General features: G+C 60.0%; 13 protein-coding genes and 1 tRNA gene. 6 read left to right on the top strand and 8 right to left on the bottom strand.

Going from position 1 to position 22,728, the window contains the following annotated elements; genetic code table 11:
• Positions 1-61 precede the first annotated feature (61 nt).
• The 5 genes from IC37_RS03540 to IC37_RS03520 form a co-directional block, all read right to left on the bottom strand.
• The gene (locus tag IC37_RS03540; RefSeq protein ID WP_081729284.1) at positions 62-4,201 is read right to left on the bottom strand and encodes a hypothetical protein; all 4,140 of its coding nucleotides are present in this window, start codon (positions 4,199-4,201) and stop codon (positions 62-64) included.
• Positions 4,202-4,589: 388 nt separating this feature from the next.
• On the bottom strand, positions 4,590-6,554 hold the full coding sequence (locus IC37_RS03535; RefSeq protein WP_030128861.1) for a metallophosphoesterase: 1,965 nt from the start codon (positions 6,552-6,554) through the stop codon (positions 4,590-4,592).
• Between the two features lie 97 nt (positions 6,555-6,651).
• On the bottom strand, positions 6,652-7,470 hold the full coding sequence (dapF, locus tag IC37_RS03530) for a diaminopimelate epimerase (RefSeq protein ID WP_030128860.1): 819 nt from the start codon (positions 7,468-7,470) through the stop codon (positions 6,652-6,654).
• 137 nt (positions 7,471-7,607) lie between these two features.
• Entirely contained in the window at positions 7,608-9,347 is a 1,740-nt protein-coding gene (locus IC37_RS03525) for a dipeptidase (protein ID WP_030128859.1), read from the bottom strand.
• A gap of 373 nt (positions 9,348-9,720) precedes the next feature.
• Positions 9,721-10,833, bottom strand: a complete 1,113-nt coding sequence (locus IC37_RS03520; RefSeq protein ID WP_030128858.1) for a CapA family protein — start codon at positions 10,831-10,833, stop codon at positions 9,721-9,723.
• Between the two features lie 178 nt (positions 10,834-11,011).
• On the opposite strand from IC37_RS03520, the gene IC37_RS03515 reads away from it, so the two are divergent.
• Positions 11,012-11,086, top strand: a tRNA-Gln gene (locus IC37_RS03515).
• A 197-nt stretch (positions 11,087-11,283) separates the two neighbouring features.
• On the opposite strand, the gene IC37_RS03510 is transcribed toward IC37_RS03515, so the two are convergent.
• Entirely contained in the window at positions 11,284-13,284 is a 2,001-nt protein-coding gene (locus IC37_RS03510) for a U32 family peptidase (RefSeq protein ID WP_030128857.1), read from the bottom strand.
• Between the two features lie 111 nt (positions 13,285-13,395).
• The gene (locus IC37_RS03505) at positions 13,396-15,282 is read right to left on the bottom strand and encodes a sigma-54-dependent Fis family transcriptional regulator (RefSeq protein WP_030128856.1); all 1,887 of its coding nucleotides are present in this window, start codon (positions 15,280-15,282) and stop codon (positions 13,396-13,398) included.
• Between the two features lie 347 nt (positions 15,283-15,629).
• Between IC37_RS03505 and IC37_RS03500 the strand changes: the two genes are divergently transcribed.
• The 5 genes from IC37_RS03500 (at position 15,630) to IC37_RS03480 (ending at position 21,002) form a co-directional block, all read left to right on the top strand.
• The gene (locus IC37_RS03500) at positions 15,630-16,730 is read left to right on the top strand and encodes an ATP-NAD kinase family protein (RefSeq protein WP_030128855.1); all 1,101 of its coding nucleotides are present in this window, start codon (positions 15,630-15,632) and stop codon (positions 16,728-16,730) included.
• Positions 16,708-17,685: a thiamine pyrophosphate-dependent dehydrogenase E1 component subunit alpha gene (locus IC37_RS03495; RefSeq protein WP_030128854.1), complete on the top strand. Its 978-nt coding sequence runs from the start codon at positions 16,708-16,710 to the stop codon at positions 17,683-17,685. Before IC37_RS03500 ends, IC37_RS03495 begins: the two co-directional genes overlap by 23 nt.
• Positions 17,686-17,718: 33 nt before the next feature.
• A complete protein-coding gene (locus IC37_RS03490; protein WP_030128853.1) occupies positions 17,719-18,738 on the top strand; it encodes an alpha-ketoacid dehydrogenase subunit beta in 1,020 nt (339 codons plus the stop codon).
• Positions 18,735-19,847: an acetoin dehydrogenase dihydrolipoyllysine-residue acetyltransferase subunit gene (locus tag IC37_RS03485; RefSeq protein WP_030128852.1), complete on the top strand. Its 1,113-nt coding sequence runs from the start codon at positions 18,735-18,737 to the stop codon at positions 19,845-19,847. The genes IC37_RS03490 and IC37_RS03485 overlap by 4 nt, the downstream gene beginning before the upstream one ends.
• A gap of 90 nt (positions 19,848-19,937) precedes the next feature.
• Positions 19,938-21,002, top strand: a complete 1,065-nt coding sequence (locus tag IC37_RS03480) for a 2,3-butanediol dehydrogenase (protein WP_256580648.1) — start codon at positions 19,938-19,940, stop codon at positions 21,000-21,002.
• A 307-nt stretch (positions 21,003-21,309) separates the two neighbouring features.
• Here the strand turns inward: IC37_RS03480 and IC37_RS03475 are convergent, their stop codons facing one another.
• Positions 21,310-22,728, bottom strand: coding sequence for an oligosaccharide flippase family protein (locus IC37_RS03475; RefSeq protein ID WP_030128850.1), 1,419 nt, complete (start codon positions 22,726-22,728; stop codon positions 21,310-21,312).

Here is a 22,728-nt window from a genome sequence, read left to right as displayed (position 1 = left end):
CGGCCTGACCCCTTGTGGGAGCCAAGCCGTCCTGTCTCACGCGTGTACTCTTCTTAGCGGATCAAAGCACCAAATCTGTCGGTGCCAAGTTAGTTACTCCCACCAGTTCGACCACGACAGGATTTTCGATATCAATCGTCTGGACATCGGTGAAATCGCTATCTCTATCGACGACCTTGAAATCCAGCGTTAGATCAAGGGTAGCGGGTGTAGTCGTGGTGGTGGAGAAACCAGCATCGATGATCTTCAGCGGATTCGTACTCGTATCCTCCGCAATCGTGTTTCCAGGCCCGACGAGACCACTGACCGGCTGTGCGGAAGTGCTGCTTGCGCCATCGGCACCGACATCGCGATTCAGATTTATCGCGCTGCCCGTAAGGCCAGCATCATTCGAAAGAATCTGAATACCCTTGATGAGCCAGTTATCACCGGTCTGAATGTTGAAGTCATTACTTTCAACAATCAATAGAGCATCATTATTGTCCAGGAACGGGTCGTTCGGATCGGCTGGGTCGTTGAGGATAAGGGCCTCGTACTTGGTTCCAACAAGATCGGTGTTGACCGTATCGTTCTCGTACACATCGAATTGATCGACGTAGATGGCACGTGTTGTAGTGATGGAGGGATCATTTGCATCAGCAAGACTGACTATCAGCAAAAGATCATCGCTTTCAGTCTCGTATCCATCGAACTTGATAAAGAAATCGGTCGCGAAACTAAAATTGTTCGCGTCCAGATCTCCTTTCGGATCAGTCTTGAAGAAATTGATGTTGGCCGCCTCACCTGCCTGGATCGTATTTCCGGAGACGCCCAGAGCAGTGCTGGACAAGGTTACAGCGGCCAGCGTGCCGCTCACAAGTTCACCCGCCGCCACAACAGTATTGCCGCCGGCACTAAGTGGTGCCTCGAAGCCCGTGATCTGGATGAAGAAATCTTCACCAAGCTTCCCTGTGGCCACAGGTGACGGGCCACTGGAAGGGCTCGTACCATCCACGTCATACGTTTCGTATCCAGTGCCTTCGCCCAGCGTGACGTCTTGCGTCGTTTGCAGCGCATCCATCTCGAAGGTATAGGTGTCATTGGCTTTGTCAAACACCAGTGTGCCTTCCACCAGTTCAGGCGCGGTGCCAGCATTCCGATCGTGATCGTATTTGAACGACACGTTAAACGTGGCAGCGTCGAGATTCTCTGAATCCCAGGTGACCGTTGGATCAACGATCGCAACATCGTTCGCCGAACCAGAGAGGGCGAGTTGGGCAAAATCACTGTCCGCTGCCGAAGAGTAGGTTGGCCCGCGCTTGTCCGCACCTATCGAGTAGGCGAAGTCACCCGAAAAGGTCCATGACGTCGCACCCAAATCGGGATCGGCATCCTGCACAGGGGCTGTCCCTATAACGGGTGTATCGTCGTCGACGGTGATGACCAGTCTATCGGCCGCGGCCGTCACCGTGTCGCCGTCCTTGTCGGTGGCTTGCAGCAGCGTGCCCAGGTTGAGGGTGATGTCGTTCTCGTCGTTGCCAGCCGTATGATCCAGCTGCTTGAGCAGCGTGAAGCTGTACGCTCCCGCTGCGGTGAGGCTGAAGGTGAACACGTCGGTCGCGCCGGCCTTGGCGGTGAGCGTGTTGCCTGCGACGCTGTACACCAGCGCCACCCCGGCCGAGCTCAGCGCCTGCAAGCCGCTGGTGTTACTCGACAAGGCATAGCTCAGCGGCGTGTCGGCGCCGGACTGGAAGATCCCAGTCACGCTGCCGCTGGCTGTGGTCGCCACGCCAGCCACGTCGCCCACACCACCGGCAATGCCATTGTCCAGGCCGTCCTCGTCGACGGTTCCCGTCACGGCGGTCCCGGTTGCCGTCGGCGTGTCGTCGTCGACGGTGATGACCAGTTTTTCGGCCGCAGCCGTCACCGTGTCACCGTCCTTGTCGGTGGCTCGCAGTAGCGAGCCCAGGTTGATGGTGATGTCGTTCTCGTCGTTGCCTGCCGCGTGATCCAGCGGCTTGAGCAACGTGAAGGTGTAGGCACCCGCTGCGGTGAGGCTGAAGGTGAACACGTCGATTGCGCCGGCCTTGGCGGTGAGCGTGTCGCCCGCGACGCTGTACACCAGCGCCACCCCGCCCGAGTTCAGCGCTGGCAAGCCGCTGGTGTCACTCGACAAGGCATAGCTCAGCGGCGTATCGGCGCCAGACTGGAAGATGCCGGTCACGCTGCCGCTGGCTGTGGTCGCCTCGCCAGCCACGTCGCCCGTACCGCCGGCAATGCCATTGGCCAGGCCGTCCTCGTCGACGATTCCTGTCACGGCGGTGCCGGTCGCGGTCGGCGTATCGTCGTCGACGGTGATGACCAACTTCTCGGCCGCGGCCGTCACCGTGTCACCGTCCTTGTCGGTGGCTTGCAGCAGCGAGCCCAGGTTGATGGTGATGTCGTTCTCGTTGTTGCCTGCCGCGTGATCCAGCGGCTTGAGCAGCGTGAAGGTGTAGGCACCCGCTGCGGTGAGGCTGAAGGTGAACACGTCGATTGCGCCGGCCTTGGCGGTGAGCGTGTTGCCCGCGACACTGTACACCAGCGCCACCCCGCCCGAACTCAGCGCCGGCAAGCCGCTGGTGTCACTCGACAAGGCAAAGGTCAGCGGCGTGTCGACACCGGACTGGAAGATGCCGGTCACGCTGCCGCTGGCCGTGGTCGCCTCGCCAGCCACGTCGCCGGTACCACCGGCAATGCCATTGGCCAGGCCGTCCTCGTCGACGGTTCCCGCCACGGCGGTCCCGGTCGCCGCCGGCCCGTCGTCTTCGAAGATCATCTGGGAACCGATTTCGGCTTTCGTAATAGAGGCTTGGAACAGGTGGAGGCCATCGATATCAAAATCGGCGTGCTCATTGCCCCTGGCGTTGAGGGCCGCCCCGTTCTCGATGAGCACGCGGTTGTGATCCAACGTTGTGGTGTATTCGATCACGTAGCCGGCTTTAATGCCGGTGATGGTTGCAACCCCACTAGTAAAGGTGATGCCAATGGCCGGATCATTCTCCGGTCCGGCTGAATTCTCGAGCACCGTCCCGGCGCTGTTGAGGACGCGAACACTGACGATGTCAACCTTCGTATCATTCGCATAGCCGTCGATGAATTGCGTGCCAGATTCAACAGCGGTGGTGAATGCGCTGATTTTTACGACAGCGCTCTTGCCGCTTTGCAACTGCACGACGTCGAAACTGACCGTCTTCACATTGACCACGCCGGTGTAGTCGATGTTGGATTCAAGATCGGCTTCGTTCTGATCCAGGTTGGGAATGGTCACATCCTGCCTGGCACCCGTGACGAACGAAAAACGGATACCTTCCTGTTCCGTAATCATCTGGTTGTTGGTGCCGAAGGTGGTCGGCCCACCCGCCTGACTGGTATTGATCGTGTCGCCAGTCGTTATATTGATGTCGTCGGCCGTGCTGTTGGGGTCAAGCCCGGACTGATTCGCCGGTAACTTGCCGGTGGCAATGACGGCGGGATCCGTGATCCGCACGACACCATTGACCGTTTCAGTTGCCGGGGTCGCTGTCGTGAACATCAGGAAGAGGTTCTGACCGGAGGGCGCCTTATCGAGACTGAATTCCAGGTTCTGACTGGCTCCGATGAAAACCAAACCCGTCAGATCGACCGGGTCATCGGGGTTCGTCGTACCTGGATGCTTGAGCGGTTGATACTCCACGGTCCAGATCTTGCCGCCCGTGACCGGCGATCCGGTTTCTTCGATATAGGCCGCGAACACGATTGCGCCGGTTGCGCCCCCGACTCGGCCCAGAACGATGTTGTTGTTCACCGTATCCGTATAGAGAAAGATGCTGGTGCCATCGAGGGTATCCAGTCCACTGTCCACGTTGTTGAGCGGTGCGCCATTGCTGTCGACGAAGCTGACATCGGTAGCGCTTGTTGCGCCGCTGATGGTGAACGCATTGCTGCCCGTATTGCCCACGACACCGGTATAGCCACTCAAGGCCGCATCCATTGCGGTACCTGCCCCAAGGACGGTCAAACGGGAAGAGAAGGCCGAGGGCAGGGGTAGCGCCGTGTCGTTGTCGTTAGCGTTTTCCGGAGCGCTTGGCGTGGCGGTGGCGTTCTGCAACCCGGCCGTTTCGTCCAGCGTAACGTCCACACCGGTCGCCGTGACGCTCAGAGAGTTGGTTGTTAGCAATGCATTTTGTTCGTCAATAGTCATGACTTTTTCCCCGGGCAGATGCGGTCATCGAGGCCTGACCGCTGACCTTTGGCCGCACTATGGCGAAACGCCAGAAATTGCGCATTGCCCGATACTCCTGAGCGGGCTGGGAGTTTCAGACTACTAGGGAGGAGGAGACGGGATGAGGAGGACGCGAAGGAATGGCGTGCATATTTCGATTGTGAATTGTGCAGGCCTGAGATAAATCCAAAAAACGCATCGCCGCGCGGCCTACATGATTTTAAGCGGACGGCAGGTGCGGCCGCGCCGCGACACAATCACTCAGCCCTTTAAAGGACCTTCGGAGGACCCGTAGGAGCCAGGCTTGCCGGCGAAGGCGTCCTTGAGTTCGCCTTCGCCGGCAAGCCTGGCTCCTACGAAAAGCGGTTTACTTCCGCAGAATTTCGATGGGCGGTTCGATCAGTTGTAGCTTGAGCGCACCCGAGGCTGGCACGAAGCGCGGGCCAGTGCTTTCAGGTGTTGCCCGAAGCCTCCAGGTGCGCTGCACCTGCGCCAGTTTGGCGACGCCTGATGCCACGGACCAGCGCCGACAGACCTTCTCCAACTTGAGCGGGTAAAGGGTGAGTTGGTCGCCTTTGAAGTGCATACGCAGGAAGCATTTGTGGTCGGCGATGCACTGGGAGGAAAAAACCGCCTCGCTGTGTAGCCCCCAGAAGGTGTTGCCCATCACCATCCAGGCACCGAACAGCAGGCCTCCAAAACTGCCGCCGAGCACCAGCGTCTCCGCCAGGAACAACAAGACTTGGTGCAGGTTTTCCACCTCCAATTGCAAGTAGTGGATGTTGACACGGCCCATGAGCCACAGCAGTCCGATCGCCAGTCCCAGATGAAGTACCCCGTGAACAGCGCCAATGGCATAGGCGAGCTTTCGGGTGCGCTTGACCCCGGCGGCTGAGAACACTGCGCAACCCAGCACAATGAGCACAGCGAACATCACCGACGAGGGACTGTGTGATATGACCAGAAGCAGGTGTCGCCAAACTTCGCTAATGTTGGAAACAGACGCTTGGAGGTCAGACAACACGTCCATCAGGCTGCGGTTGCCTCGTGCCGGGTGGGGCACCGTGCTGGCGCTTTGTACCATCCAGTCGAACAGCAGGTACAAGAGGGCCAGCATGCCGCAGAACGAGAGATTGCGGGTAGGTAGCCGCCATGCCCGATTACGCAGTTGTTCGGAGGTCTGTTTGTCCGGGTAGACCGCAGCCAGCTCGTAATGCTGCCGGGTTCCGCCAACGTTGATCGGCTTGGGCGGATCGGGAAGCTGATGGGTGGCATTCAAGAAGGCGCCACCGCCTCCGCAGGTGATGCGTTGCGGCGCCTGAGTGCCAGCTTGTGGCTGGTAGCGCGCGTAATGGTGCGAGTCTCCGGCCAAGACCACCGCCAGGTGATCACCCAAGAGTTCCTCGATCTCGCGCAGGCTGCGAAAGCGCGGCGTCTGAGTTTCGATCGAGGGCAAGGCCTTGCTCTCCTCGCGTGCCAGCCGTTCGGCTTCGTCCACCCAACTTGGTTCGGGCGTGCAGAGGATCACGCGGTCGCCTGGCTGCAGTTTGGTGCGCATCTCTTCGAAGTATTGCTTCTGCTGCCGGTCGATCATGGACTCCAACTGCAAATCCAGACCCCAGATCCACCAGCCATTGGGCAGCTGTAGCACGTAGTAACTGGTGCGCTGGCGGGTTTCCCAGCCTCCGATGGGTTTCTGCTCGCAAAACAGTTGGGAGAAACCGCGCAGACCGTCATACCAATCGTGGTTGCCAGGCGTTGCCAGCAGCCACGGTGCATCAGGTTGCAGCACGGGCTGTTCCTGGTCATCAGGGCGCACCTTGGGCACCGGTGCGGGAAAGGCGGCGCGGAAAGGATCCAGGAAGCGGGTGCGGTAGCCGGATTGGGCCGGTGTGGGATAGACCTGATCGCCGCCGAGCAACAGCACGTGGCCGCGGGGCAACTTGAGTTGGTGCTCGGGCAACTCGGCATCATGGCTGACGCACAGGGCCATCGAATAGGTGGAGTCCCAGCCGTCACCGGTATCAGCCAGATAATCGATCCACACGTCACCGTCGCCAGCCACCTGGATGGGCGGGTTCGAGCCCCGAGGGTTGAGCACGGCCAGCATTTCGCGCGGGTCGGCGAAAGCACCCATTGTGGTGGCGACAGCCGTTTGTAAGCCCGTGCGCATCAGCTGAAACGGACCTAGCCAGTTGACCATCGGCTCCTGGGTGTACAGCTCGATGCGGCTATTGAGCGTGGGAGATGGGGTGGAACGGGTCATGGCGAGGGGCGAAGAGTGCGGCGTACGCACCTCTGCGGCGCGAAACTCAATCGAATGCTCCTTCATCATTCAGCCTCCATTGCTGTAACGAATTCAGGTACCGCAAAAGGGTGATCTTTTGTCGGTCGATTCAGAATAGGTCAGTTATGCGATGGTCGCCGATTCATTGCCTGAAGGAGAGGCTGTCTTGAACAGTTCCCGAAAACGTTGTCTCTACCGGCCCGATGAGAAAGACAGGTCCCACGCCATCCCATTGAACCGTTACGGTTCCACCATCACATTCAACCTCAACACAAGGGTCTAACAAGCCACGACGAATTCCGTTAACAGCGGCGCCACAAGAGCAGGATCCGGAACCTAGGGGAATACCACCGCCGCGCTCCCAAATGCGCAATCGAATGTGCTTGCGGTTAATGATCTGGACAAAATGCACGTTCGTCTTGAGGGGGAATAGAGGGTTGGTTTCAATGGTCGGTCCGATGGTCGCTATATCAACGGCTGTCAGGTCATCGACAAAATAAGTGCAGTGCGGATTGCCCATGCTGGTAGCGGCTGGACCACCCGCCAGTGGCAAAACAGCGGTATCCAGTTCCAGAGCCAGGGGGATTTGCGACCAGCCGAAAAGTGGCTTCCCCATGCTGACAGATATCGCGCCGGTCGAGGTTCGTTCACACACGAGTAGACCACGGTTGGTTCGCAGCACTATCGACCTGGTATTCGATTCGCGCATCAGCCTGTCCGCGGCACCCCGCGTTGCGCTGCCACAAACATCCAGTGTGGAGCCATCCGCATTCCAAAACATCAAGCGCGCAGCGGCATCATCGCAATCGAGCATCACCGCGAGTTGATTGAAGCCGATTCCTCTGTGCCGATCACCCAGTTGCCGAGCCATGGCACTGGTGATTGGATTGGCCGAGTTTCGCGAGTCCACAATGACGAAATCATCGCCATTGGCGTGCATTTTATGAAAACTTAGCGGCATAAATTGATCTCACTGAATTCCAGAGCCGCGACGCACTCGATGTAGCAGCAGCCTCGCAGGCTCGGCAGCTGCTACGGATAGCATTACGTCTTAACTGACTGACGGACCCGCCAGCATACCGGGTCCGGAAGGGAGGATCAGAGTTTCGGCAACTGCCCAATGCGCCCGAACATTTCGGTCACGATCTGCAAGTCCAGCAGGAACTGGTCGACGGTCTTGAACTCATCGTCGTTATGGCCGGTGTACTTGAGCTCTGGCCTGGCCAGGCCGAACTGCACGCCATTGGGCAACTCATGGACGGAAGTGGCGCCGGCAGAGGTGCCGAACTTGTGTTCCATGCCAAGGTTTTCGCTGGACACAGCCAGCAGGGCCTTGACCCATTCACCCTCTGGGTTGCGGTGCATTGGCTCGGCGATCGAGTAGTCAAAGGAAGCCGCAATGTGGGTCTTCTTGCTCCAGGCGCCAAGTTTTTCGGCGATTTCGGTCTTGAGCACTTCCGGGGATTTGCCCTTCGGCACGCGCAGGTTCACCGCGAGCTTGAAGGCTTTTTCATCCATCCCGACATAGGTCAGGGATGCGGTCAGCGGTCCCATGAAGGCATCGGAAAAACCGACCCCCAATTTGCCACCCAGGTAGTCCAGCCCCCAGTTGTCGGCGGCGTAGCGGGCGGCATCGGTAATGTGGTTGTGCTTGAGCGCGACCTTCCCGTCGAGGCTGTTGATGAAGTCCAGCATCCTGGCCACCGGGTTGACGCCTGACTCTGGCTCGGAGGAGTGGGCGGAAACGCCGGTGACCGTCAGCATGACGTCGTTGCCGACGACCTTGGCAGTCACCTCGAAGTTGCCGCCATTGCGCTTGGCATAATCAGTACCGGCTTTCTGCAGGCTGGCGGCCAATTCGGCGGGCTTGTCGCTCATCAGGGTGGCGACGGAAGTCGATGGAATCTGGTTGGTGGCCAGGCCGCCGGTCATTGCAGTGATTTCGGCGCCTTTGCCCTCTGCCTTACGCCGGGAAAAGTTCGCCATGACGGTGCCGTAGCCTTTCTCTGCAATCACTACCGGGTAGCCGCCATCCAGCGCCAGGTTGTAGTTGGGTGTCGGGTTGTGTTCGAAGTAATAGGGGATGGCGTCGCCGGTGGTTTCTTCGGTGGTGTCTACCAGCAGCTTGAAATTCCTCGCCAGCGGCAACTTCTCTTCCTTGATGATCTTCATGGCGTAGAGCGCCACCACGATGCCGTTCTTGTCATCCTCGGTGCCCCGGCCATACAGGCGGTCGCCGACCAGGGTGACCTTGAATGGATCGAGGCGGGTGCCGTCTTTCAGGACCCAGTTTTCTGGCGTCACGGGCACCACATCGGCATGCGCGTGAATGCCTACGACTTCGTCGCCGTTGCCTGCGAGGGAAATTTCATAAACGCGGTTGTCGATATTGCGAAAGTTCAGATTGAAAGCCTGGGCAAGGCCCTTGAGCTTGTCGGCGATCTTGATGAATTCGGGATTGTCGTGCTGAGCAACGCCTTCCACGCGGAAAGTCGGGATTGCCACCAATTCGCGCAGGGTCTCGGTGGCAGCACTGCCGTATTTCACCCGTGCATAGAGGCCAAGCAGACGATGGATCTCGTTCTGCTGTTCAGGGGAAAGGGTCTTGTTGCTCTGGAAGGCACTGATTGCCGGGCCGAGGTCGTTGGTGTTGGCAAGGTCGCTCTTGGCCAGCCGTCCCAGGAACTGTCTGAAATCGGTTACCGATGCGTCACTGAAGGTCTTGAGGATGGTCGCGCTCTGTTGCGGGGTGATATTGGCGTGGGCTAACGTGGTGAACGACGAAAGGCTGGCCAGTATCAGGGTTGTCGCGGTCAGGTGCTTGAGTGATAAATCCATTGTCGGGGCATTCCTTTGCAGGCAGTTTGTGAGAAATATCTGGTCGATGAGTCAGAAACTTTTCCAAACTAACACCACGAGGGAGTGGCACGGGAGTACCGGAAGTGGAATCTGTCGCACAAAAATGCAAAAACGACGCAGAAACGAAAAAAACCGGGAAGGTTCCCCAATGCTGTTCATTTAAGAAAGTCTTGAGTCAGTGAGAAACCTGTGGCGAGGGAGCTTGCTCCCGCTTGAGTGCGTAGCACTCACAAAAATCGATGATTGTTATCAGATTCTTGGGGCCGCTACGCAGCCCAACGCGAGCAAGCTCGCTCGCCACAAAGGTAGGCATGACTGAAGGTTCCTGGGGCTTTCACATGTCCAGAGGCACCTACCAACGCAACTCGAAGGCATTTTTCGCGCCCGGCTGGATGCTGCTGCCCCAGCATGCGCATTCGCGAGAAAGGGTGTCGTGCAACAATTGAAGGTCATCCCCTTCGGCGCGACAGATGCGAAAGCGACAGAGGCGGGTGGGTATCAGGTCCAGCGACTGCAGGTGCCCGCTCGGGGCCAACGAGGCAAAGTACAGAAGCCCCAGGTCGCCGCGAAAGGCTGTGTGGCCCTCGATGCCTTCGTAATCGTTCAGCAGATCACCGCAGCCATAAAGAATCAGGCGTTCGCGGTACACCTCAATGCCCTTGACGTGGTGCGAGGAATGCCCATGCACCACGTCAACTCCGGCCTCGTCGATTAAGGCATGGGCGAACTGGACCTGCTCACGCGGGATATCGAACCCCCAGTTGCCACCCCAATGAATGGAGGTGACCACCAGATCCCCCGGTTTTTTGCTCTCGAGAATCCGTTCGGCCACAGGGCGCAGGCTTTGCATCGACAGATCTTCCAACCGCGCGACACCCGCGCGCTTGTCCGTGGCGGCCCAGTCCAGCGGAATGCCGCTGTCGGGTGCGCCGAGGCCAAACACCAGCACGCGCCGCCCGCCAGGCTGTGGCAGCACCGCGGGCGCTTCGGCGGATTGCCGGTTGTGCCCGGCGCCGGCGCTGCACATACCGTTGCTCGACAAGGTATCCAGTGTATCGGCCAGGCCGGCTGCCCCCCAATCCAGCACATGGTTGTTGGCCAGCACGCAGCAGTCGATGCCGGCTGCGCTGATGGCCGGGAAGTTCTCCGGACTCATTCGGTAATTGATGCCCTTTGGCTCCGGTCGTCCGCGACGGGACACCGCCGTTTCCAGATTGATGATGCGTGCGTGTGGCTGGCGAAGTTCAAGCTCATCCAGCGCTGCGCCCCAGACATAGGTGAAATCGACGGGGAGGGGAATCGGGCCATTGAGTCTTTCTGCCAGCCGGACGTAAACGCCGGCATTCTTGACGTAGCCTTCGTAAAGCCGCGGATCGCCAGGATGCGGCAGTACTGAGTCGATGCCGCGGGCGGTCATGACATCGCCGGCGAGAAACAGCTTCAGTGTATCGGTAACAGCTGCCATGGCACCCTCCAGGATCAAGAGTAAGCATCTGTTTTAAAACAAATATATTTTTGTTTTGGCCTTCCCAGGCGAAGCGAAAGTTGATAAATTCCCGCCCGTTCTTGCAGAGGCCCTTACAGGGCTTGTACCGCAAGGACAAATCAGAAAGAGAGTGCCGAGCACTCGCAGCAACAGATACAGGGGCGTCGCCAAGCGGTAAGGCAGCAGGTTTTGATCCTGCCATGCGTTGGTTCGAATCCAGCCGCCCCTGCCATTTTCCTTATACTCATCCAAGTATGGCTCCGCCGGCAGGTATTGCGGGAGTCCCGGATGATTGTCTTTACAGAAAACGCCAACGCCAACGCCGATCCGGCCTGGCGTTTTTTTATGTCTGCAAATCCCTCCTGGTGACGCCTTTAACATTCAGCCGCCTTGCGAACGCGGCGTCCTAGCGCCGCGCTCGCAAGTCACTCAGTGGGGCGCGCGAGGGATGGTCTTGAGCAGGTCTTCAGGGCTGATGTGGCCGACGACTTGCTGCACCACGCTGCCCGGTTGCGGCAGATCAAGGATGTGCCCCTTCATCTTGCCGATCACGTGCATCTCGCAAGGCTTGCAGTCGAACTTCAGCGTCAGCACTTCGTCACCGTGCACCAGTTGCATCGGCGCGACCTTGGTGCGCACGCCGGTGACGCCTTTGGCCTGCTTGGGGCAGAGGTTGAAGGAGAAACGCAGGCAGTGCTTGGTGATCATCACCGGCACCTCGCCGGTCTCCTCGTGAGCCTCATAGGCCGCGTCGATCAGCTTGACGCCGTGACGGTGATAGAAGTCGCGGGCTTTTTGGTTGTAGACGTTGGCCAGGAACGACAGGTGCGACTCCGGGTACACCGGTGGCGGATTGGTCTCGGCCTTGCGACCACCACGAGGGTGGGCTTTGATGCGGACCGCGGTCAGCGCTTCGATGACTTCGCGGCGCAAGGCCTTGAGCTGCGAGTTCGGGATGAAATACGCCTGCGGTGCATCCAGCTCGATAGCCGTGGCGTGGTACTGAGTGGTGCCCAGTTGGCCGAGCAGGTCGTGCAGTTGCTCCAGGGCCTGTTCCGGTTTGTTGGCCAGGCCGAAGGGACCGTCCAGGGTGACACTGACGCTGACACCTTCCTCGCTGGTGGCGGTCAGCTCCAGGCGATCCTCACGCAGGCGAGCGACCCAGGCAAGACCCACCCGGCGCTCGGCGGAGGTCTTGAGCAGGGCCTGCTGCCAGTTGTGGTCGAGGTTGCGGCTCAGCGGGTGATTCGGTCGCAGCTGGTGCAACCCCTTCGGCATCTCATTGGGCTCAACACGATAGCGGTAGCGCTTTTCCCCGTCCTCTTCGAACTCGCCCTTCGGCTCGGCGATGTTGGTGCGCCAGCCCACTACTTCGCGCTTGACCAGCACATTGAGGCCGTCGCCGTTGGACAGCGGTTCGTGGGTGACCACCAGCAGATCGCGCTTGCCGACTTTCTCCACCACGCCCACCGGCAGGCCGGTGAAGGTTGGGGTGTCGAAGGCGCCGATATCGATCTTGCGGTCGCTGACGAAGTAGTCGGTGCTGCCGCGGTGGAAGGTCTTTTCCGGATCGGGCAGGAAGAAGTGCGCGGTGCGGCCGCTGGACGCGCGCGCCAGGTCCGGGCGGTCTTCGAGGACCTCGTCCAGGCGCTGGCGATAGTAGGCGGTGATGTTCTTCACATAGCCCATGTCTTTGTAGCGACCCTCGATCTTGAACGAGCGCACGCCGGCTTCGACCAGAGCGCGGATGTTGGCGCTCTGGTTGTTGTCCTTCATCGACAGCAAGTGTTTTTCGTAAGCGATTACACCGCCTTTTTCGTCCTTGAGGGTGTACGGCAGGCGGCAAGCCTGGGAGCAGTCGCCACGGTTGGCGCTACGGCCGGTCTGCGCGTGGGAGATGTTGCACTGGCCGGAGAACGCCACGCACAGTGCACCGTGGATGAAGAACTCGATCGCCGCATCGGTTTCGTCGGCGATGGCGCGGATTTCTTTGAGGTTCAGCTCGCGGGCCAGTACCAATTGGGAGAAGCCGGCCTGGTCGAGGAACTTCGCCCGCGCCAGTGTACGGATGTCGGTCTGGGTGCTGGCGTGCAGCTCGATCGGCGGGATGTCCAACTCCATCACGCCCAGATCCTGGACGATCAGCGCATCGACGCCGGCGTCGTACAACTGATGGATCAGCTTGCGCGCCGGCTCCAGCTCGTTGTCGTGCAGGATCGTGTTGATGGTGGTGAACACCCGGGCGTGGTAGCGACGGGCGAATTCCACCAATTGGGCGATATCGCTCACCTCGTTACAGGCGTTGTGGCGGGCGCCGAAGCTCGGGCCCCCGATGTACACGGCATCGGCGCCATGCAGGATGGCCTCGCGGGCGATGGCCACGTCGCGGGCGGGGCTGAGCAGTTCCAGATGATGTTTGGGCAAGGACATATTTTTTTAGTCGGGCTTGTCACGGTCGAAGTGCGCATTGTAGCGGCGAAACGTTTGACCGGCACCCGTATGCTGCCCGATGGCGAGCGGGGCCGCCGGATGAAGCTGTGGTTAGCCTCTGCCAGGCATGTCGATGTCATGTTGATGCACCCGTCGATACAGCGTTGCCCGGGAGATGCCCAAAGCCTTGGCCGCGGCGGTGGGTTTCCAGCGATGACGCACGAGGGCATCGATGAGTGCCTGGCGTTCCGGACTGGCGCAGCGTTCCACGGTGTCAGCTGAAGCCGGATCACTGCGTCGATGGCCGAGCAGTTGCTCAGGCAAGTCACTCAACAGAATCAAATGGGTCTCGCACACCGCGCAGGCGTAACGCAGCACGTGCCGCAGTTCGCGCACATTTCCCGGCCAGCGATAGCCGAGCAGGCATTCCAGTGCGGCGCTTCCCAGTTGCACCGCTATCCCACAGGCCAACGATTCTTCTTCGAGTATCCGGTTGATCAAGGCCAGTCGATCGCTGCGCTCGCGCAACGGCGGCAACTGGAATCGCGCGCCTCTGAGGCGAAAGTACAGGTCCTCGCGAAACTCGCCAGAGGTCACCCGTGCTTCCAGATCGCGGTGGCTCGCGCAGACGACCTGAATGTCTATCGCTTTGCTGCGTGACGCTCCCAGGGGCGCCACTTCGCCCTCGGCTAAAACCCGCAACAGACGGGTTTGCAGAGGCAGAGGCATATCGCCGATTTCATCGAGAAACAGGGTGCCGCCATCGGCCTGTTCCAGCAGACCTTGCATGCCTTTGCTCGAAGCACCGGTGAAGGCGCCGGGCACATAACCGAACAGCTCGCTTTCGATCAGGTTTTCGGGAATCGCTGCGCAGTTCACCGCGATAAAAGGCCGCTCACGGCGCAGACTGGCCTGGTGCAACTGGCGGGCGAAGACTTCCTTGCCAGAACCGGTTTCGCCCTGGATCAGCACCGGTAAATTGCGGTCTTTGACTCGCACCGCAAGGCGCAGGCTTTCTTCCAGTCGCGGGTCGAGTTCGGCGGGTGACAGTACCCGGCGCGCAGGGTTGCGTTTCACCCTCCGTGGCGCGCTGAGTCGTCCATGCAAGGCATGGCGGGCACCCTGGCCGTGAAGCAGGCAAAGCGATTCGTCCCTGGCCCGATGCAATGACTGCTGATCGAACACGTGGTCGATGTGTTCCGGCAGCTGACCAAAGCTTTGCAACAGCCACTGTCGCGCCGCGGGGTTCAGCGCCTGCAGTCGTCCGTCATCGTCCCAGGCGAGCAGGTAATCGGGTTGGCTGTCGACGTAGCCCGGGCTGTTGTGGGCCCGCAGCACCCAGTAGCCCTGGGCACTGCTCATGAAAAACGCCTGTTCTATTTCCCGCGCGCTCTGCACCACCATCTGCCGGATCAGGTGTTGCGAACGGCGGTCGTCCGGAGAGCGCACCGCGGACACATCAAGCACCCCGAGCAGTTCGCCCCGAGGGTCGAAGACTGGAGCGGCAGAGCAGGTGAGTCCGATAAAAGCGGCGCGAAAGTGATCTCGCTTATGCACCGTGACCGGTGTCCGTGCGGTCAGCACCGCGGCCACGCCACAGGTGCCTTCCTCGCCTTCTGACCAGCAGGTGCCCAGGTACAGGCCGGCTTTGCGGCAGTCATTACGGATAGAGGTTTCCACGCGGTAGTCGATGGTCTGGCCCTGAGCATCGGTGAGCAACACGCAGTAGTCGGCATCGCGCACGCGACCGTGGAGGCGGGCGACTTCTTCGCTGGCAATGCGCAGGAACAGTTCGGAGCGTTCTTGACACTCCTGCAGCACGTTCTGCGAAAGGATCCGTGGCCCTTGTAATGAGCCGGGGTCCAGGTGGTGTTGCTCCATGGAACGGCGCCAGGAGTCCAATATCAAGTCCGACACAGGCAGTTGCGGCAGGTGCGCTGCGTTCTTCAAAACACGGCTGACGCAATCCACGTGCGCCTTCGAGGGTGCGGAAAGCATTTAAGGTCTCCGGTTCGATCTTCTTTTTAGTTGTGCGGCTATTAAGCGCCGTTCATGGACGGTCGACAAGCGTCGGTTCACGCACGGCGAAGGTGAGACGCAACGTCTCAAGGTCTCACCACAAACCCGTGCTGGCTGATATGGGACGTCTCAATCGAGCGTGATCCCAACCCTCATTGACTCAGGTCAAGGCCGCTCTGGAACAGGCATCCTGGCGCTTTTTTGCGAATCTGGCACTGGCCTTGCTCTAGCCCTTGCAACCAGTGCGACTGGCAACCCGATAATAAAAAGAGGTGCCCTGTGTTTTCCTGCCGAGGCCTTTTCCCTGTTCTACCTGTGGTGCTGGCATGAGTCCCTTGCCATTGACCGTCGGCATCATTGCCAACCCGGCGTCCGGCCGGGACGTACGGCGCCTGACGGCGAATGCCGGGCTGTTTTCCAGCACCGACAAAGTCTCGGTGATCCAGCGGCTGCTGGCAGCTTTTGGTGCCACCGGTGTCGAGCGGGTGCTGATGCCCACCGACATGACCGGCATCGCCGCTGCGGTGCTGAAGAACAGTCATGGCCGCCAGGCGCGTGACAGCCACTGGCCAACCCTGGAGTTCCTCGACCTTACCTTGCGCCAGAGCGTGGCGGACACTCGCCAAGCCGCGCGCTGGATGGCTGAACGCGGTGTGTCGTTGATCGCCGTACTCGGCGGTGACGGCACCCACAAAGCGGTGGCCGCAGAAGTCGGCGACATTCCACTGCTGACCCTGTCGACGGGGACCAACAATGCCTTCCCGGAACTGCGTGAAGCCACCAGTGCCGGGTTGGCCGGCGGGCTATTCGCCAGCGGGCGGATTCCCCCCGAAATCGCTTTGCGCCGCAACAAACGCCTGCTGGTGCGGATTCCGAGCCGCGACCTGTGCGAAGTGGCATTGGTGGACGTGGCCGTGTCCTCGCTGCCCTTTATCGGCGCCCGTGCAATTAGCCGTGGGATCGATCTGGCGGAGGTATTTGTAACCTTTGCCGAACCTCAGTCCATTGGCATTTCGGCGCTCTGTGGCTTGTGGTTTCCGGTATCGCGCCAAGCCCCCAATGGCGCCTGGATGCGCCTTGATCCGCAATCTTGCGAAGCCTTGCTGGTGCCACTGGCGCCCGGGCTGTTGCAAGGCTGCGGCGTGCTCGCCGCCGCTAGCCTTGAACCCGGCGTTGCCCATCGTCTGTGCCTGAGCAGCGGCACCCTGGCCCTGGATGGCGAGCGGGAAATCGAATTCAACGCCCATGACTTACCCACCGTTACCCTCGATGCCAGCGGTCCGCTGAGCATCGATGTCAATGCGGCGCTGGCCTATGCAGCGCAAGAGCGGCTGCTGGCCATCGGCCGTGAACATCCGCAACACCCTCTGAACCTTGAGTCTCAAGACACCCTGGAGAATAAAAATGTCGACACAGCTGACCGCTGATCAATTGCTGCATGCCTATCGGGTGATGCGCACCATCCGCGTCTTTGAAGAACGCTTGCACGTGGAATTCGCCACCGGCGAGATTCCCGGTTTCGTCCATCTTTATGCCGGTGAAGAGGCCTCGGCCGCCGGTGTCATGGCTCACTTGGGGGATGATGATTGCATCGCTTCCAACCACCGTGGCCACGGTCATTGCATCGCCAAGGGCGTTGATGTGTACGGGATGATGGCCGAGATCTACGGCAAGAAAACCGGGGTCTGTCAGGGCAAGGGCGGCTCCATGCACATTGCCGATTTCGAGAAGGGCATGCTCGGCGCCAACGGCATTGTCGGAGCCGGCGCACCGTTGGTTGTGGGCGCGGCTCTGGCCGCCCGGCTCAAAGGTACGGACAGCGTCGCGGTGGTGTTCTTCGGCGACGGCGGCTCCAATGAAGGTGCGGTGTTCGAAGCGATGAACATGGCTTCGGTGTGGAACCTGCCGTGCCTGTTCATTGCCGAGAACAATGGTTATGCCGAGGCCACGGCCTCCAACTGGTCTGTGGCGTGCGATCACATCGCCGACCGCGCGGCCGGCTTCGGCATGCCTGGGGTCACCGTCGACGGCTTCGACTTTTTCGCCGTTCACGAAGCCGCCGGTGCCGCGGTGGAGCGGGCCCGCGCCGGTGAAGGACCGTCGCTGATCGAGGTCAAGCTGACCCGCTACTACGGTCACTTCGAGGGCGACGCCCAGACCTATCGGGCACCGGACGAGGTCAAGTATTTCCGCGAGCACAACGACTGCCTGATGCAGTTTCGCGAACGCACCACCCGAACCGGTTTGATCGATGCCAGCCAGTTGAACCAGATCGATAGCGAAGTGGACCTGCTGATCGAAGATGCCGTGCGCAAGGCCAAGTCCGACCCCAAGCCGAGCGCGGCCGACCTGCTCACCGACGTCTACGTTTCCTATCCCTGAACGCCCCCTATAACAAGAATCGAGACCTTCATCATGGCGAGAAAAATCAGTTATCAGCAGGCAATCAACGAAGCCCTGGCGCAGGAAATGCGCCGCGACCCCAGCGTGTTCATCATGGGCGAAGACGTCGCCGGCGGTGCCGGTGCTCCCGGTGAAAACGACGCCTGGGGCGGAGTGCTGGGCGTGACCAAGGGCCTCTATCACCAATTCCCCGGGCGCGTATTGGACACGCCGCTGTCGGAGCTGGGTTACGTCGGTGCCGCCGTAGGCGCAGCGACCTGCGGCGTACGTCCTGTGTGTGAATTAATGTTTGTCGACTTCGCCGGTTGCTGCCTGGACCAGATCCTCAATCAGGCGGCCAAGTTTCGCTACATGTTCGGTGGTAAGGCCTCCACCCCGTTGGTGATTCGTACCATGGTCGGCGCGGGCCTGCGGGCAGCCGCCCAACACTCGCAAATGCTCACATCGCTGTGGACCCACATCCCCGGGCTGAAAGTCGTCTGCCCGTCGTCACCTTATGACGCCAAGGGGCTGTTGATCCAGGCTATCCGCGACAACGATCCGGTGATCTTCTGTGAACACAAACTGCTCTACAGCATGCAGGGCGAGGTACCGGAAGAGCTCTATACCATCCCGTTCGGTGAAGCCAACTTCCTGCGCGATGGCAAGGACGTGACCCTGGTCTCCTATGGACGCACGGTCAATACGGCGATGGACGCAGCCCGCAGCCTGGCAGGGCGTGGCATTGACTGCGAGGTCATCGACCTGCGCACCACCAGCCCGCTGGACGAGGACAGTATTCTCGAAAGCGTGGAAAAGACCGGGCGTCTGGTGGTGATCGACGAAGCCAACCCGCGCTGTTCCATGGCCACCGACATCTCGGCCCTGGTGGCGCAAAAAGCGTTCGCCTCGCTCAAGGCGCCCATCGAGATGGTGACTGCGCCGCACACGCCGGTGCCATTCTCCGACGCCCTGGAAGACCTCTATATCCCTGACGCGGCGAAAATCGAAAACGCCGTGCTCAAGTTGATCGAGTGGAGCAAGCGTTCATGAGCCAGATCCATACCCTGACCATGCCCAAGTGGGGCTTGTCCATGACCGAAGGCCGGGTCGATGTCTGGCTCAAGGAGGAGGGCCAGGCGATCGCCAAGGGCGATGAGGTGCTCGACGTAGAAACCGACAAAATTTCCAGCAGCGTCGAGGCGCCGTTTTCCGGTGTGCTGCGTCGGCAGATCGCGCGCCAGGATGAAACCCTTGCGGTCGGTGCGTTGCTCGGCATCGTGGTCGACGGCGAAGCCAGTGAGGCCGAAATCGATGCGGTGATCGAGCAGTTCCAGGCCGCATTTGTGCCAGGTGACGGAGCCGAGGAAGACAGCGGGCCGAAGCCGCAAAAGGTCGAACTGGACGGGCGACTGATCCGTTACTTCGAGCGCGGCGAAGGCGGGGTACCGTTGGTGCTGGTGCACGGGTTTGGTGGTGACCTGAACAATTGGATGTTCAATCATGAAGCATTGGCTGCCGAACGCCGGGTGATTGCTCTGGATCTGCCGGGTCATGGCGAGTCGACCAAACAGCTGCAGCACGGAAATCTGGATGAGCTGAGCGGAGTGCTATTGGCTCTGCTTGATCATCTGAATGTTCCCGTGGCGCATCTGGTGGGGCATTCCATGGGCGGTGCGGTGTCGCTGAACACCGCGCGTCTGGCACCCCATCGGGTGCGCTCCCTGAGCTTGATCGGCAGCGCCGGTCTGGGCGCGGAAATCAATGGCGATTACCTGCAAGGCTTTGTCGAGGCGGCCAGCCGCAATGCCCTCAAACCACAGCTGGTGCAGCTGTTCTCTGACCCCGAACTGGTCAATCGGCAGATGCTCGAAGACATGCTCAAGTACAAGCGCCTTGAAGGGGTGGACGCGGCCCTGCGCCAGCTGGTTTCGGGGTTGTTCAAAGAAGGACGGCAACAGTTCGATCTGCGCGGCGTGGTGCAAGAAGGCCGGCAGCCGGTGTTGCTCATCTGGGGCAGTGACGACGCGATCATTCCTGCGACCCACAGCGTTGGCCTGCCTGCTCAGGTCGAAATCCTGCCGGGCCAGGCGCACATGGTGCAGATGGAAGCGGCCGAGCAGGTCAATCGGCTGATTCTGGACTTTGTGCAACAACACTAATGCCTTCCTTGGCGGCCATTCGCTGGTCGCCAAGGCCAACGATTTCAAGGAGATAACAACATGAGCCTTTCAATTAATCCGGCCCGCAGCATGCGTGCCGCTGTCTGGCATGGCCGTCACGATATCCGTGTCGAAGACGTTCCGTTGCCCGTGTCGCCACCCGCGGGCTGGGTCCAGATTCGCGTGCAATGGTGCGGTATTTGCGGCTCCGACCTGCATGAATACGTGGCCGGGCCAGTGTTCATCCCGGTGGATGCGCCGCACCCGCTGACCGGAATCAAAGGACAGTGCATTCTCGGTCATGAGTTCTGTGGCGAAATCGTCGAAATCGGAGCCGGTGTTCAAGGGTTCAGTGTTGGCGAGCCGGTGGCAGCGGATGCCTGTCAGCACTGTGGTACTTGTTATTACTGCACCCATGGGTTGTACAACATTTGCGAAAACCTGGCCTTCACCGGGCTGATGAACAATGGTGCGTTCGCCGAGTTCGTCAACGTGCCGGCCAATCTGCTTTACAAGTTGCCGGCCAACTTTCCCGCCGAAGCCGGGGCGCTGATCGAGCCGCTGGCAGTGGGCATGCACGCGGTGAAAAAGGCCGGGAGTCTGCTGGGAAAAAATGTGGTGGTGGTTGGCGCGGGAACCATCGGTCTGTGCACCATCATGTGTGCCAAGGCTGCTGGTGCGGCCCAGGTCATTGCCCTGGAAATGTCAGGGGCGCGCAAGGCGAAGGCTCTGGAGGTAGGGGCGAGCCATGTGCTAGACCCCAATGAATGTGACGCTCTGGCCGAGGTGCGGCGGCTGACCGGCGGACTTGGGGCGGATGTCAGCTTCGAATGCATTGGCAATAAACACACGGCCAAGCTCGCTATCGACCTCATCCGCAAGGCCGGCACGTGTGTGCTGGTGGGCATTTTCGAGGAACCCAGCCAGTTCAATTTCTTCGAGCTGGTTGCCACCGAAAAACAGGTGCTGGGTGCGCTCGCCTACAACGGTGAGTTCGCCGATGTGATTGCCTTTATTGCCGATGGCCGGCTGGACATCACACCGCTGGTAACCGGGCGTATTCAGCTGGAACAGATCGTCGGGCAGGGCTTTGAGGAATTGGTCAACAACAAGGAGCACAACGTGAAAATCATCGTGTCACCCACACGACTCTGAAGCACTTGCAAGAGCGCGATTGACGATGGGCCAGCGTCAATAAAAAACGCGAACCCTTGCCATTGNTCGCCTGACACACCGCTTTCGCGAGCAAGCCCGCTCCCACATTGAATTGCGCTTAACTGACTGGCATTAGTTAGGGCTTGCCCGCGAAGACGGAGGCGCAGTCAATATTAATGTCGCCAGATATACCGCTTTCGCGAGCAAGCTCGCTCCTACAGGGGGTCGCGTCGTTCACGGCACCTGTAAGAGCGAGACTTGCTCGAGAAGACGGCGAGTTCGCCGAGCGGACTTTGCCGCACAGCCTTCAGCGAGTGGTGAACACCGATTTGAATTCTTGCGGCCACCGTGGGTGCAACGCGCTGTAGGCCAGCGCATAAGTCAGCGTGCCGATACCGATGCTGCCGGCCAGGTGCAGATAGCCTCGCAAACCCAGGTGCGCAGAAACAAACACCACGGCGGCGGCCATGATGAGCGAGGCGATCACGCTGCGATAATTGGATTCGATGAACGATCGCCAGCCGTAACCTATTGCCGTGTTCAGCCCACGGATCTGCAGAGGTGTGATGATCACCATCCGTACCAGCAAAGCCAGGGCCGCGGCCATGCCTGCATAGAGGTGACCCAGGCTGTAAACCAGTGCCAGCGCCAGCACGGTGGTTGCCACTTCAGCCTTGACGGTCAGGTGGGTACGATTGACCGCCACCAGGGCCGTCGTGGCATACATGGCGGTGTTGCCGATGGCCGTGGTGCAGGCAAGCACTTGCAACAGGGGAATGGCTTCTGCCCATTTGGCGCCGAATATCAACAGGATGATGTCCTCGGCCGTTAACGCGATGCCCAGGAACAAGGGCGTGAGCAGGAAACCACTGATTGCCGTCGAGTCGCTGATCATTGCGATCAACCGCGCCATATCGGTGCTGCGCCGGGCGAACACTGGCAATGCATAACTCATCAGGCCGTTATAGATCGCCGTGCGGGGCAGGTCGATGATGCGCATCGCCATATTGAACATGCCGACGGCATGGGTGCCTGCCGTGATGCCAAGTACCACAATGACGCCGCGCTGCAGCGTTTGCCAACTCATCACATTGATGGCTACCGGCGCTCCGGCCGTCAACAGTTCGCGCAGAAAGGGGCCGTCAATGTAAAAGGCAATCCGGCGGCGGTTTCCGCGCATCAATACGACGATGGAAACGAACTCCATGATCAGCGCCTGGGCGACCACGGCCCATGCGCCAAATCCCCAGAGCGCGACGACGATCCCTCCCAGGCCACCGGCCACTTTACCCAGTAGCGTGCGCGAGGCCAGCATCTTGAAGTTGCTGGTGCGGCGCATTTCCACGACATAGACCCGCGCCATCATCGTGAAGAGGATTTTCACTGAGGCGGCAGCGATCATCCATCGGAGCATCGTGGACGTCGTATACAACATCGCGGCAAACGTTATGACGACAATGGAGGCCACGCTGACCAGCACCGCGAACCAGAAGGCCGTGCCAATGTGTTTGTCTTCGAGACGCTCCAGCCGTACCAGGGGGTCTTCGAGCATTGATGAGTAGAGAATGCCGAACACCTCGACGATGGCAATGATCACCGTGCCCACACCCAGCTCTGCCGGCGACATGAGCCTGGCATACGCGATGAAGGTAATCATGGACAGGAAGATCAGGCCGAATTTCTCGGTGAAGATCCAGACTAATGTCACCAGGCGATGATTGGCCAT

Source organism: Pseudomonas sp. QTF5 (genome assembly GCF_000512695.2).
GTDB lineage: Bacteria > Pseudomonadota > Gammaproteobacteria > Pseudomonadales > Pseudomonadaceae > Aquipseudomonas.
Note: the sequence above shows the minus strand (reverse complement) of the source record. Positions and strands in the feature narration are given on the sequence as shown.

What these genes read in the sequence shown, in the direction of transcription:
- IC37_RS03500 (WP_030128855.1), top strand. Translation starts at nt 15,630, where the DNA reads ATGAGTCCCTTGCCATTGACCGTCGGCATCATTGCCAACCCGGCGTCC.
- IC37_RS03535 (WP_030128861.1), bottom strand. Translation starts at nt 6,554, where the DNA reads ATGAAGGAGCATTCGATTGAGTTTCGCGCCGCAGAGGTGCGTACGCCG.
- IC37_RS03520 (WP_030128858.1), bottom strand. Translation starts at nt 10,833, where the DNA reads ATGGCAGCTGTTACCGATACACTGAAGCTGTTTCTCGCCGGCGATGTC.
- IC37_RS03475 (WP_030128850.1), bottom strand. Translation starts at nt 22,728, where the DNA reads ATGGCCAATCATCGCCTGGTGACATTAGTCTGGATCTTCACCGAGAAA.
- IC37_RS03540 (WP_081729284.1), bottom strand. Translation starts at nt 4,201, where the DNA reads ATGACTATTGACGAACAAAATGCATTGCTAACAACCAACTCTCTGAGC.
- IC37_RS03485 (WP_030128852.1), top strand. Translation starts at nt 18,735, where the DNA reads ATGAGCCAGATCCATACCCTGACCATGCCCAAGTGGGGCTTGTCCATG.
- dapF (WP_030128860.1), bottom strand. Translation starts at nt 7,470, where the DNA reads ATGCCGCTAAGTTTTCATAAAATGCACGCCAATGGCGATGATTTCGTC.
- IC37_RS03525 (WP_030128859.1), bottom strand. Translation starts at nt 9,347, where the DNA reads ATGGATTTATCACTCAAGCACCTGACCGCGACAACCCTGATACTGGCC.
- IC37_RS03505 (WP_030128856.1), bottom strand. Translation starts at nt 15,282, where the DNA reads ATGCTTTCCGCACCCTCGAAGGCGCACGTGGATTGCGTCAGCCGTGTT.
- IC37_RS03510 (WP_030128857.1), bottom strand. Translation starts at nt 13,284, where the DNA reads ATGTCCTTGCCCAAACATCATCTGGAACTGCTCAGCCCCGCCCGCGAC.
- IC37_RS03480 (WP_256580648.1), top strand. Translation starts at nt 19,938, where the DNA reads ATGCGTGCCGCTGTCTGGCATGGCCGTCACGATATCCGTGTCGAAGAC.
- IC37_RS03495 (WP_030128854.1), top strand. Translation starts at nt 16,708, where the DNA reads ATGTCGACACAGCTGACCGCTGATCAATTGCTGCATGCCTATCGGGTG.
- IC37_RS03490 (WP_030128853.1), top strand. Translation starts at nt 17,719, where the DNA reads ATGGCGAGAAAAATCAGTTATCAGCAGGCAATCAACGAAGCCCTGGCG.